This is a genomic window from Bradyrhizobium sp. AUGA SZCCT0182, assembly GCF_018130185.1.
GTDB lineage: Bacteria > Pseudomonadota > Alphaproteobacteria > Rhizobiales > Xanthobacteraceae > Bradyrhizobium.
On sequence record NZ_JAFCLY010000028.1, the window covers coordinates 67,264 to 79,382 of the forward strand.

The 12,119-nt window shown below is 57.8% G+C and carries 9 protein-coding genes and 2 pseudogenes; 8 read left to right on the forward strand and 3 right to left on the reverse strand.

The genetic code is table 11. The features are described 5' to 3' along the window. The first annotated feature begins 204 nt into the window (after window positions 1-204). Entirely contained in the window at window positions 205-726 is a 522-nt protein-coding gene (locus tag JQ611_RS43080) for a septal ring lytic transglycosylase RlpA family protein (RefSeq protein ID WP_212467038.1), read from the forward strand. Window positions 727-1,246: 520 nt separating this feature from the next. On the opposite strand, the pseudogene JQ611_RS41880 reads toward JQ611_RS43080, so the two are convergent. Next, window positions 1,247-1,519, reverse strand: a pseudogene (locus JQ611_RS41880) (IS5/IS1182 family transposase); the annotation flags it as partial. 374 nt (window positions 1,520-1,893) lie between these two features. Here JQ611_RS41880 and JQ611_RS26465 point away from each other — a divergent pair. The 4 genes from JQ611_RS26465 (at window position 1,894) to JQ611_RS26480 (ending at window position 4,467) form a co-directional block, all read left to right on the forward strand. Further along, window positions 1,894-2,064, forward strand: coding sequence for an AlpA family transcriptional regulator (locus JQ611_RS26465; RefSeq protein ID WP_212467040.1), 171 nt, complete (start codon window positions 1,894-1,896; stop codon window positions 2,062-2,064). 203 nt (window positions 2,065-2,267) lie between these two features. Beyond that, window positions 2,268-2,714: a DUF2924 domain-containing protein gene (locus tag JQ611_RS26470; RefSeq protein ID WP_212467041.1), complete on the forward strand. Its 447-nt coding sequence runs from the start codon at window positions 2,268-2,270 to the stop codon at window positions 2,712-2,714. Then, window positions 2,711-4,045, forward strand: coding sequence for a recombinase family protein (locus tag JQ611_RS26475; protein ID WP_212467042.1), 1,335 nt, complete (start codon window positions 2,711-2,713; stop codon window positions 4,043-4,045). Before JQ611_RS26470 ends, JQ611_RS26475 begins: the two co-directional genes overlap by 4 nt. After that, the gene (locus JQ611_RS26480) at window positions 4,042-4,467 is read left to right on the forward strand and encodes a hypothetical protein (protein ID WP_212467043.1); all 426 of its coding nucleotides are present in this window, start codon (window positions 4,042-4,044) and stop codon (window positions 4,465-4,467) included. The genes JQ611_RS26475 and JQ611_RS26480 overlap by 4 nt, the downstream gene beginning before the upstream one ends. Before the next feature lie 88 nt (window positions 4,468-4,555). Here the strand turns inward: JQ611_RS26480 and JQ611_RS26485 are convergent, their stop codons facing one another. After that, window positions 4,556-5,182, reverse strand: a complete 627-nt coding sequence (locus tag JQ611_RS26485; RefSeq protein ID WP_212467044.1) for an HNH endonuclease — start codon at window positions 5,180-5,182, stop codon at window positions 4,556-4,558. A 286-nt stretch (window positions 5,183-5,468) separates the two neighbouring features. Here JQ611_RS26485 and JQ611_RS26490 point away from each other — a divergent pair, with 286 nt between their 5' ends. Continuing rightward, window positions 5,469-7,778 (forward strand): chromosome segregation protein SMC, encoded by a 2,310-nt coding sequence (locus tag JQ611_RS26490; RefSeq protein ID WP_212467045.1) that lies wholly within the window; start codon window positions 5,469-5,471, stop codon window positions 7,776-7,778. Further along, window positions 7,733-10,420 carry a bifunctional DNA primase/polymerase gene (locus JQ611_RS26495; RefSeq protein WP_212467046.1) on the forward strand — a complete coding sequence of 896 codons (2,688 nt, stop codon included), beginning with the start codon at window positions 7,733-7,735 and terminating at the stop codon, window positions 10,418-10,420. The genes JQ611_RS26490 and JQ611_RS26495 overlap by 46 nt, the downstream gene beginning before the upstream one ends. Before the next feature lie 302 nt (window positions 10,421-10,722). On the opposite strand, the gene JQ611_RS26500 is transcribed toward JQ611_RS26495, so the two are convergent. Then, window positions 10,723-11,247: a hypothetical protein gene (locus tag JQ611_RS26500; protein WP_212467047.1), complete on the reverse strand. Its 525-nt coding sequence runs from the start codon at window positions 11,245-11,247 to the stop codon at window positions 10,723-10,725. A gap of 239 nt (window positions 11,248-11,486) precedes the next feature. On the opposite strand from JQ611_RS26500, the pseudogene JQ611_RS26505 reads away from it, so the two are divergent. Further along, window positions 11,487-12,008, forward strand: a pseudogene (locus JQ611_RS26505) (transposase); the annotation flags it as partial. Between the last annotated feature and the right edge of the window lie 111 nt (window positions 12,009-12,119).

Sequence of the window (12,119 nt, forward strand, 5' to 3'; positions counted from 1 at the left end):
CAACAGATATGCGCGTGCAGTAAGGCCTAACAAACTCTCACTTAAGCAATACCTCGGAAATAGGCGTTGGTTGCTGCGGCGCCTAAAGCACCAAACGTGTGAGTTGGAAGCATCGGTATATATCCCTTCATCGCCTGCATGACAGGAACCGAGCCTGAACAGCTTGCGTTATTCATTTGTACTATTTGTTTGTGAGGCCCTCCCATGCGCCCTATTTTTGGAATAGTTGCAATCGTATCAGTACCGGTTTGGTTGTGCGTAAACGTAGATTCTGCTTCAGCACAGACCTTTCTTGATCGATGGTCTATCATTCCAAAAGCGCACGCAGAACCGGCACCCGAGGCACAGGACCAGCCCAGACAGGATCCTCCGCTTGAGCAACCTCCGACCGGAGGGGAGACGGCTCGTCGTCCGGAAGAGCGCTCAGCCCCTCGATCTTCAAACCGGTTTTTTTCTGGAAAAGCCTCTTACTATTCATATCCGACAGGAAAAACAGCGAGCGGTGCCCCGTTCATTCGGAATTCACTGACCGCTGCCCACCGCAACCTACCGTTCGGTACAAGAGTTCGTGTAACTGATCTTGCGAGCAGCAAGTCCGTAGTAGTTCGTATCAACGACCGGGGACCCTGGGTTCGCGGCCGGGTCCTCGACCTTTCACTCGGCGCTGCGCGTCATTTAGGGATTACGGACCGTGGCGTGGCGCTGGTTCGCGCTGAAGTATTATAGCTTGTGTCCGCTAGCCGGGCCGAAGCTTTGGCGACCGCTCTCAGGTGGCAGGATCGCGACAGGACCGATGGGTCTGTATTCATAAGCTGATTATGGTGGGTACGAGGTAATTTGTCCGGAGTTACCCAGATATTCGACCCCAAGTCTCTGCTGTTCAACGCTTGCGCCAAGCGACGCCGGTAAAGCCGACACGAGCTCCGGATTCCGGCCATATCACTCGGGTCCGGTATTCGCATTAGGCGACGTCAATAATATGCTGGATGGCCGCTTTCGCCGGAAGCCGTCGTTCGCTGATCAGATGTTATGGAAGAAGCAGGCCACTGGCCGAGACGACGAAGAATACCGCGTTCGATTTTGCCTCAACGGCCGACGCCGCCCATCATGACAGCCATTTCCGCTTTGTGCCGATTTTGTTGCAAAAGTAGGCTGCGGGCGATTGATGCCCGTCAGCCTTCGACTAGGGGCGACCGGCTTTGAGTTGCCGGCCCTTACGCTGGTTACGCAACTCCGACGCTACGCGGTACTGCGCTGCGGGATCGGATGGCGAGACGAACTTCGGCACAACGTCGCTGGCAGCGCCCCATGCGGTATCGTCGCGGGTCGCCAGATACTCCTTTACTGCGCGGCTGGACCTCGCCGGATCGCGATCCTTGCGCCAATCCTGACCTGCGATCGAACGCTGCTTGTTGGCATCTGCCTGGATCAGGCTCGCATCAACCGCAAAACCTTCGCCACCAACCAGACCGGCCGCAATGCACGCCTCGACGACACGTTCGAAAACGCGACGAAAGACAGGTCTGAGGAAACTCCGCCGAAGCAAGTGAGGCTTTTGCATCTTGCACGTCTTGGGGATGGACACGGTTGGCGCAACGGCAAACAGGTCCTGGAATTGGCCGGCTCGGCCCAATTCAAGATGAATGATGTGCTGAAGGGCCGGAAGGATGGCAAAGCGCTCATCCAATCGGATGGTAAGGGGATGTTTCGTCTAGCCCTCGAAGCACCCCCGGAAACCTCCGAGGGAGCTTAGGGAAGAGCCACAACTGAAATTTCTTTGTCTTTCCAACGATTGTTTCTACCGCCCGGCACCCTCCGTAAGCCCCCCGACGAAGACCCCGCGAATCAGCACACTCCCCGCGTACTCACGAGTACTAACGCGGAGAGCTGACGATGAATGAGCACTTAAGCGAAAAGGCATTAGCAAGACGCCTTTCAATTTCGCACCGCACCCTACAGCGCTGGCGACAGGAAGGGATTGGCCCGGGCTATTTGAAGCTTGGCCACCGTGTCGTCTATCCCATCGAAATGATCGAGGCTTGGGAGCGGAGCTGCAGAAAGTGAATTTCTCCGTCGAAGGGCCTGCACGCCGCATCGTCGGTCCAGATGGATGCGACCATCTCGACGAAATCGCCGAGATTCTGGCTACCGGCCTCACGCGTCTCGAAGCCCGGAAGTCCAGCCGAAAACCTGCCGATTTCGGAGAAAGTTCCACTTCTCGCCCGACCAGAGCGGTGGTGTGCCTCCCTACTCCGCTGAGGCCTCCCATGACTGATCCGATTCTAGCCCAATTGGCCGCCCTCAAGGGCGCAACTGCCCCCACCCTAAAGGCTAAATGGCGTACATTGTTCGACACGGAACCGCCGCCCTATAACCGACGCTTCCTGGAAAGCCGATTAGCCTATCGTATTCAGGAGTTGGCTTATGGTGGACTGAAAAAGGAAACTGTCGAGCGGCTTCGGGCGCTGGGAAAGCAATACGACGGCAAGCCCGGAGAGAAGCCGAAGGGACGGAGCCAACGCTTGCCGATCGCGGGGACCCGCCTAGTCCGGGAGTGGCAGGGGATCGAGCACTCGGTCACTGTTCGCGGGGACGATTTCGATTATCAGGGACGGCCCTATAAATCCCTCTCCGCCATTGCCCGGGAGATCACAGGCGTCCGCTGGAACGGCTGGGTCTTCTTTGGGCTAAGGAACCACCGCGGTGCTGCATGACCAGGAAGCCGCCCACCACACCCGCCCCGCTGCAAAAGCTCCGGTGCGCCGTCTATACCCGCAAGTCCAGTGAAGAAGGCCTTGAGATGGAGTTCAACTCCCTTGAGGCCCAGCGGGAATCTTGTGAGGCTTACGTGGCCAGCCAGCGCGCCGAGGGCTGGCTCCTTGTGCCCGACCGCTATGATGATGGCGGGTTCTCCGGCGGAAGCCTGGACCGGCCTGCGCTGAAGCGGCTGCTCGCTGATATCGGGGCCGGCAAGGTCGACATCGTGGTGGTCTACAAGATCGACCGGCTGTCCCGCTCGCTAATGGATTTCTCGAGGCTGGTCGAAGTATTCGATCAACACAAGGTCACTTTTGTTTCAGTGACACAATCCTTCAACACCACCACATCGATGGGCCGCCTGACGCTGAACATTCTGCTGTCCTTTGCGCAGTTCGAACGTGAGGTGATTGGTGAGCGCATTCGCGATAAATTCGCGGCATCCCGTAAGCGGGGTATGTGGATGGGTGGTTGGGCGCCGCTGGGCTACGAGGTCAAAGACCGCAAGCTGATCGTCAACGATGAGGATGCCAAGCTCGTCCGCTCGATATTCGACCGCTTCCTCAAGGTCGGCTCGGCCACTACATTAGCGCAGCAGTTAGTCGCGGAAAACATGCGTAACAAGTACGGCAAGCTGATCGACAAGGGCATGCTCTATAAGATGCTCAATAATCCAGTCTATGTCGGTGTGGCCATGCACAAGGGCGTCTCATACCCCGGTGAGCACAGCGGCATTATCGATCGCAAGATCTGGGACAAGGTACAGGCAAGATTTCAGGAAAACCCTCGCAAACGAGCGGCTGGTACACGGGCACAAACGTCCGCCCTGCTGAAGGGGATTATCTTCAGTCCCTCTGGCGTCGCGATGTCGCCAACCCACACACGGAAGAATGGCAAGCTCTATCGCTATTATCTGAGCCAGACCGTCCTAAAGCAGGGCGCCGGCGATTGTCCCGTCGCACGCGTTCCCGCCGCTGAGATCGAGAAGATCGTGATTGACCAGGTCCGCCTTCTCCTTCTCTCCCCCGAAATCATCGTCCAGACTTGGCGCAGCGCTCGCAAATCCATCAAGGGCTTGACCGAGTCTGACGTCCGCAACTCGCTGCTGGCCTTCGAACCGCTCTGGAATGAACTCTTCCCTGCTGAACAGTCCCGTATCATTGAACTCCTCGTCGAGCGGGTTGATGTCCGGACGGACCGCGTTGATATCAAGCTCCGGATCGCGGGCGTGACGTCACTGATCGGCGAGTTGGCCGGCAATTCCGCCACCCAACAGGATGCCGCATGACGACCAGCCCTCTAGCCAGCAAAACCCTCATCAGCGAGGATGGGCGCACGGCGATGGTCAGCATTGCCGTGAGTTTTCTTCAGCGGGCCGGTCGCAAGCAGATCCTGTCTCCTGCAGGAGCGGCGCCCTGGTCTCCCGCCCCGCGCGTGGACAGCGCCCTGGTCAAGGCCGTCGTCCGCGCCCACCGATGGCGCCAAATGATCGAGAGCGGCAAGTACCCCTCGTCCGCAGAACTGGCCAAAGCGGAGAAGGTCAACGATTCCTATCTGAGCCGCATCTTGCGGTTGACCCTGCTCGCACCAGACATCATCGAGGCGATCCTGACCGGACGCCAACCCACCACGCTTCAACTTGATGAGTTGCTTAAGCCTCTGCCCGCGGCATGGAGCCAACAGCGCTCCAGGCTACGCATTCCGCAGTAGCCGGTCGCCAAACCCGTCAGAGCGGGAATTCGCTGATCCATTTTTATGGAACTTACGCACTTCGGCTGGCGGCATCTAAGAACGAATTCTAAGACCGAATGGATTTAAGCAGTACGTCGCTTCGATGGAAATCGAGAAACTGCTTTTGACCGCTTGTGAACGCGCCGACATTTACGTCCGCGGTAGTATCGATGCCCATGCGCTGAAGTGAGGGGTGATGCGCAACTGGAGAAATAATCAGTCTCCCGTTGTTTTCAAACCCTATGAAGCCGCGATCGAACAGGTGATCGATGCTCGGCGTCAACAACAACCCATTCTCGCCGTTCAATCGCTCCTCATTGGTCGCGTCGCGCCATGGCTTACAATGGCTCGCGACCAGATGGACGGGATTTTCTACACCCGTGACCCGGCAACGGGACTCGATCCTGCGCACCCGGTCCTTGAATAGGCCCTGCCCCTTCCGCGCCCGGATGATCGCCAACCGATCCGTTTCCGGAATTGACTGATCACCAGCCACTCCTTGTTCGATCTTGCCTTCCCAGACATCCAAGTCATCCATCGAAGTCGGAATGACCTTTGTTGCCGACAGCGCCAGCGGTGCTACTTCTTGGCCGATTAGCCCGATCAGGACCTCGGCAAGTGGCGTCGGAGTCTCGGTCAGATAGGCCCCCATCGTGCCCAGACCCAAGAGAACAAATACCGCCCTGCCCTTCATCGCTGAAGTCAACCGCAGGATGAAAGGCCGTGCAAGCACGGTCGGTTGTGCGACGCAAAATACAGCGATTCAAGCCGCTGGGTTGCCCTGCGGGTAATTCGCCCATCGAATGCTATGGGACATGCCGGCCGCGGCTCGGTGTGCTCGGCGGCCAGCGAGGAATTACCCACGTTCTTTGCTTTCGGGCGCCACCTGTAGGTTTCAATGTTTCTGTAAAGTGGCGCGGTATTGTGTGTCATCGACTCGTTCAAGCAAATCGCGCCAGCCGCCGACGACTCTGCCACCCATGTACCTCGACAGCAAGTTGGAGATGATAACAAAACTCGCAGTGACGACCGGCCGGATCAGCCGCCTTTCCGGCACCGGCACGAAATCCCTCTCGATTACCGAGCATGGCCCACATGTCGATCAAGCCCGGTTTCCGGACGCCGCCCTAGTCGAGCTGCAGGTCTATTTTCCCGGCCTGAAGAAGTCGGCCACCATCACCCGGAAGATTTCGGCACCGAAGAAACCGAAGATCGTTCCTGCCGATGCTGCCATCAAAGCGGCCTTTGAGCAGATCGCCGAGCATCCCGAAATCGCGCTGTCACGGCGCGACATCCTGCGCTTCATCCTCGTCGAGCCGACGCGCCGTGCCGAGGAAGTTCAAACCATCTTAAAGCTCGATGAAATCGGAGATGCGCGAGCGGCACTTAACACCGCCCAGAACCGCGTGAACGCGGTCAAACGATCTTCCGAGGCGCAGGTTAACGCGAACCGAAGCAGCCTTCTTGGTCATGCACAGATCCCGGTTCTGAAAGCCGACGATTTGCTGGCCGCCGTTAACGTTCGCCGCAAACTGCTCGGGCTTGCATTGCTTGACAGGCTTGGACCCGACACGAAACTTGATGCGGGTCTCACCTCCAGTGCCCCAGTTCCACAACTTAACAAGCAATCCGCTTTGCGCGATCTCGCCATGCTGAGCGAGCAGCATAAGGCGCTGCCCGACGCAGCAAAGAATGAGAGTGACGAACTGCTTGAGGCGCTCGATACCCTTGCCGCCGATGCCGCTCTGCTTGCAGCGTTACGCCGCCGCACGTTTGTCCAGCAGGGCATAGACCTGGTCGATGGGCCGCATTGTCCTCTGTGTGACTTGCCCTGGGAAAGTGAACGTCACTTGCGCGATCATCTCGCGGCGAAATTGGAAAAATCGCAAGAGGCCGAGCGGCTCCAAACCTTGATTTTCGCCAATGCGGGCGCGATCGAGAGGGCGATCTCTGGCTGGGCGGCCACGCTCGCCACGATGAGGAAGCTGGTCACGGCCCAGGGCGACGCTGCGTTTGGGTCCTTGATTGACCGCTGGTCGGTCGATCTTGCCAAATTTTCTGCGAAACTGCGCAGCCTCGATGGGCTCTATGAGGTGAGCGCGGTCATCAAATCGGGATGGTATGTCGGACCCAAAGGCTTCGACAAGGCATTGGCGGCCTTTTCCAAGTCTATAAGCGATCTCCCCGACCAGTCGGCGACGATCGACGCGCAAACGTTTTTGACAACAGCACAGATCAGACTCAACGACTACCGTGAAGCCATGCGCGCCGATAAAGCCGCGGATATCGCGGTCGCAGCCGCCACCCGCGCCTATACGATCTATTGCGAAGTCATGGATGCCGAGTTGGAGGCGCTCTACGACGATGTCCAGGAGGATTTCAGCACCTACTACCGCCTGATCAATGAAGATGATGAAGGCAAATTCACCGCCAAGCTTTCGCCAAGTGCCGGCAAGCTGGACTTTGACGTTAATTTCTATGAACGCGGCCTGTATCCGCCCGGCGCGTTTCACAGCGAAGGTCACCAGGACAGCATGGGCGTCTGCCTGTATCTCGCCCTGATGAAGCGCCTTTTTGGCGATCAGTTCACCTTTGCGCTGCTCGATGACGTCGTCATGTCGGTGGACTCCGGACATCGCTATCAGTTCTGTAAATTGCTCAAAACGCATTTCAAGGATACGCAGTTCATCATCACGACCCACGACCGGACATGGGCCGAGCAGATGAAATCGGCTGGTCTTGTCACGGGAAAGACATCCCTCGCCTTCCACAGCTGGAGCATCGAAAGCGGCCCGCTTGTCGAATCGAATGTCGAAGTGTGGGATGAAATCGCCGCCGCACTCGCCAAGAATAAGATCGGTGTCGCGGCCGGCACCTTGCGGCGCCATCTGGAATATGTGTCGCGCAATCTCGCCGACCAGCTCGGTGCGCCCGTCACTTTTCGTGCCGACGGCGGATACGAGCTCAATGACCTGCTGCCGCCTGTTTTGGCACGATTCAAGGCTCTCTGCGGAAGAGCGGCCGATGCGGCGCAGTCTTGGGGGAATGAAAAGGCCAAGACCGAGGCGGCGACACTTAAGACCAAGCTCTCCACCTCGAATGCGAGTTCGTCGGTCGAGCAATGGGCCATCAATAAGGCCGTGCATTACAATGAATGGGAGAATTTCGGCAAACGCGACTTCGAGCCGGTAGCGGCTGCTTATCGCGAGCTGCTAACTTGTTTCAAATGCGAAAGCTGTGACGCGTGGCTGTATGTCTCAACGACACCGGTACCGACCCGCCGATGCTGACCGCGGCGCTTTCATATGCTGCACGCGGGTGGCACGTCTTTCCCGCCCATAAATCCGGTGAAAAGAAGTCCCACAAATCGGCGGAGAAAACCCCTAGTGGGCTGCCCTGGGGAATGTCGGTCGATGCAGAAGAGATCGGACGTGACTTTGCGAGATTCAGGGGTTGCAATGTCGCTATCGTAACGGGCGAAGTGTCCGGCCTTTTCGTTCTCGAATGCGACACCAAGATCGGCCACGACGTCGATGGCGCTGCGAGTTTGGCCCAGTGGGAGGAAGCCAACGATGAGTTACCGCCGACACTGATGGCAATCAGCCCAACCGGGAGCGTGCACCGTTACTTTAAACATCCCGGCCCCGGCATCAAGGTCTGGAGCAGCAGCAACATCCTAGGGCCGGGAGTCGACTGTAAAGGGGATGGCGGGATGGTAATAGCGCCACCGTCAGTGCGCCCCGACAAGCCAGACAAACCCGGCGGCGTTTATTGCTGGCTCAATGAAGGCCACCCCATCGCCGATGCCCCACAGGCGCTACTCGACATCGTTTGCAACCGATCAAGCAAGGGGCCGAGCGAAGTACCGACGCCCAGGGAAGGGCCGAAATCCGACCATGAATGGTCCGTCTCCAACAGATACGGTGAGTGGTCGAGAGGCGCGAGCAGCGGCAGGTGGCGCCTCTTCAACAACAAGCTCCTTCAGATGTTGCCCGTTTGGTTTCCTCTGCTGTATTCTCCCGATGGAGCCAGGCCATATCAGACCGGCTATCAGACCGGCTATCGCGTCACCAGCAAATGGTTGGGGCGCGACCTCCAAGAGGATCTCTCGGCCCTTCCAGACGGCATCTATGATTTCGGGCTCGAAAAAGGGTTTACCCCGATCGACCTCGTCATGGCGCGGATGCAAGTTGATTTCACAAAGGCCGTCGCCTGGTTATCCGGCACGACGGGCATCGTTGTGGATGAAGACGACGGGATAGGCGAAGACGATGAAGATTCAGAAGGAGGAAGTGACGACGACGATGACGATGCGGTGGACGACAAAGGCGATGCGAGCCGCGACAATCGTTGGAGTAACGCCGAAGAACGCGACGCAAACGAAGCTCCGGTTGCCAATAAGTTGCCGGTCATCCAAATAACCCCGCGAATCTCGGTCCTGACCTCAGCCGCCGAGACGATGTTGATCAATGCCAAGGTACCGTTTTATCAACGCGGTGGCGAGTTGGTTCGCCCCATCATCAGGACCGTCAAAGCGGCACACGGTCATTTAACCAAAACGGCACAATTGAGAGCGATCACGCCTATCTACATGCGCGACACGATTTGTCGTCACTCGATCTGGAAGAGGTACGATAAGCGCGCAAATAAGTGGAACCGGGCCACGCCGCCGCTGAATGTGGCAGAGACGTTGCTGGCCCGTGACGGAATCTGGGCCTTTCCGGAAATTGCGGGTGTGATTGCAACTCCGACGATGAGACCGGACGGTACGCTTCTGACCAAGCAAGGCTACGACCCGACGACACGGCTGCTGCTGATCGAACCGCCAAAAATGCCACCTATCCCTGATAGTCCTACGCGCCAAGACGCACTGGAGGCCCTGGCCCTCCTTACGGACTTGATCCGGGAATCTCCTTTCGTCGATGGAGTGGCAAAATCGGTGGCGCTCTCTGGTCTTATTACGCCGGTCGTCCGTGCAGCTTTTCCCGTCGCCCCGCTGCACGCATCATCAGCCCCCGTTGCTGGAACGGGCAAAAGTTTTCTGTGGGATCTGGCCGCCGCTATCTCATCGGGACAGCGGCGCATTCCCGTTATCGCGGCCAGCAATGACGAAGAGACTGAAAAACGCCTTGTCGGTGTGATGCTAAGCGGACAGCCGCTGATAAGCATCGATAATCTCAATGGCGAACTGAAGGGCGACTTTTTGTGTCAGGCGGTCGAGCAGCACTTTCTTGATATCCGTCCACTTGGCCGCTCTGTCATAGCTCGAATCGAAACGGGCGGCGTCACGATTTTTGCCTCAGGCAACAATATTTCTATTGTAGGTGACCTATGTCGGCGCACCATAAAGTCGAGATTGAACGCCAAGATGGAGAACCCGCAGCTACGACAATACGAGGGGGATCCGATTTCAAAGATCTTGGAAGATCGCGGCAGATACATCGCCGCCTGCTTGACGATTTGTCGAGCCTACATTGTTGCCGGTAGACCCAGCTTAGCTCCGCGGCTGGCATCGTTTCAGGGCTGGTCCGACACGGTGCGCTCAGCATTGATCTGGCTCGGTGAGGACGATCCAGTTAAATCAATGGAGTCGCAACGTGCCGAAGATCCTCAGCGCGTGGCACTGAGCGACGTAGTCAGAGCGTGGTCGCAGATTATTGGGATCGGATTTGAAAGGCGGGTGACGCTCGCCCATGCAGCAGCCAAGGCGGCCGAGCGGGACTACGGGGACCTCAGGCATCCTAAATTTCATGCCGCTCTGCTCGCCGCCATGTCCATGATAAAGGGCGGCAATTCATATGGATCGAATATCGATATGACGACCCTTGGCAGATGGTTTAAAATGAACAAAGAACGCATTGTCGATGGTCATTGTCTAATGAACCAATCAAACGAAAAGGGCGTCGCAACCTGGTGGGTAGAGGCGGCATGACCTGAAGTCTCCCGGCCACCTTGGGGGCAACGGGGGCAACGGGGGCAAAAACAACCCTTCATGTGAAGTTTGGCGCCAAATTATCTAGACCGGAGAGAGATTGCTCCCTGTTGCCCCTGTTGCCTCCGGTGGCGGGAGAGATGTCGCCCGACCGATCCACTGTCGCCACCATCGTGCAGGCACAACGACTTTGCGTTGCTACTCTCAATGGCGCAGCAGTCAGGTGACGAATGCACCGGCTTGACTCGTGTAATCCGACGCGCACGAGGGGCATGCCAACTTGACGGCCAATCCTGGGGAGGTCATTCTCTAATAGATCCGTCTGGGGTTGCACCTCCCGGCGCTGCGTCGAGAATGCCGTCCTCGCCTACCGGCAACGACTCATCCGCAAGCAACAACATCTCGGGATCGTTGATTGTCGCCAAGAACAGCGACGCCGCCTGGTCCACCGCCATCCCTTCTTGAATCAGCAGGTTTCGGTTCACCTTGACGTTGGCATTGACACTGACGGCGCTGAGGTGGGGGTGGAGAAAGGGAGCGGCGTCGACCGCGCATCGCTGGGCCTTCTCCTTGAATGAACCCAGTTCCTTCATGGCGCTAATCAACTCTTCCGGCGTCTTGCTGTGCTCAGCAAGGTCCTTGAGCAGATCGGCCAATATCGCCTCCGCCTCGGAGTGATAGAAGCGCATGTTCTGGAGCATGACCTCAAGCGGCGTGATGCCCGCGGCTAATGCCTCGTCTGCGATGTTCCGCAGAGCTGCCGTCCTGGCGTTGATGCCGCCCTTCTTGCGACCCGCATTTGGTTGATAGCCACCGAACGTTCCCATTTCAGATATTCCGAGATTGGTGTTTCAGGACCGAGCCACACCCGGGACGGACACGACGACAGCCTCACTGGGCCGCCGCACTTTAACATAATTCTCCCATGGCTGACAGGTACCGCTTCCAGTCATCGCGGCCAACCTGCTGCCGCAGCCAACAACGGAAGTCGGAGAAGTATTCGACCACCTCTTCGACGAGCGCAAGCAGGCCTGCCGGGACTTAACGGGTCTCTATAGCGGCGAGGGAAATTGCGGCCTGTGAACAAGCCGGCGTCACGGTCTATCTGCCGAAGCCGATGACCTCGGGCCTCAACGCCAAAGGACGCTTCGGCAAGCAGGACTTCGTCTATGTTGCGGCAGACGACGTTTATCGTTGTCCCGCCGGTGAGCAGCTAATCTATCACTATACCAACGAAGAGGATGGCAAGACACTGCGGCGGTACTGGACCAACGCGTGCCAAGGCTGCGCGCTGAAGGGCCAGTGCACGACAGGCAAGGAGCGGCGGATATCACGCTGGGAGCACGAAGCCGTCCTTGAGGCCGTGCAAGCGCGGCTCGATCGGAATCCGGGCAAGATTCGGGTGCGCCGCCAGACTGTCGAGCACCCCTTCGGGACCATAAAGTCCTGGATGGGAGCGACGCACTTCCAGATGAAGACGCTCAAGCATGTCGGTACCGAAATGGCGCTGCACGTCCTGGCCTACAACATGAAAAGAGTAATCAGCATTCTGGGCGTTGGTGGCTTGACGGAGGCGATCCGGGCTTAAAGTAAGCCGCGCGGGCCGACTGCCCGCGCCAACCTCTAGCACCAGTGTTTTTACACAGCCTGGGTCAAAAGCCGCCCTCGCGACCCTAAAATGCGACTTCTGTTCTTCCCC

Excerpts from the sequence above, each read along its gene's own strand:
- JQ611_RS26480 (WP_212467043.1), top strand. The coding sequence starts at position 4,042 with ATGACGACCAGCCCTCTAGCCAGCAAAACCCTCATCAGCGAGGATGGG.
- JQ611_RS26490 (WP_212467045.1), top strand. The coding sequence starts at position 5,469 with ATGTACCTCGACAGCAAGTTGGAGATGATAACAAAACTCGCAGTGACG.
- JQ611_RS26470 (WP_212467041.1), top strand. The coding sequence starts at position 2,268 with ATGACTGATCCGATTCTAGCCCAATTGGCCGCCCTCAAGGGCGCAACT.
- JQ611_RS26485 (WP_212467044.1), bottom strand. The coding sequence starts at position 5,182 with ATGAAGGGCAGGGCGGTATTTGTTCTCTTGGGTCTGGGCACGATGGGG.
- JQ611_RS26465 (WP_212467040.1), top strand. The coding sequence starts at position 1,894 with ATGAATGAGCACTTAAGCGAAAAGGCATTAGCAAGACGCCTTTCAATT.
- JQ611_RS43080 (WP_212467038.1), top strand. The coding sequence starts at position 205 with ATGCGCCCTATTTTTGGAATAGTTGCAATCGTATCAGTACCGGTTTGG.
- JQ611_RS26475 (WP_212467042.1), top strand. The coding sequence starts at position 2,711 with ATGACCAGGAAGCCGCCCACCACACCCGCCCCGCTGCAAAAGCTCCGG.
- JQ611_RS26500 (WP_212467047.1), bottom strand. The coding sequence starts at position 11,247 with ATGGGAACGTTCGGTGGCTATCAACCAAATGCGGGTCGCAAGAAGGGC.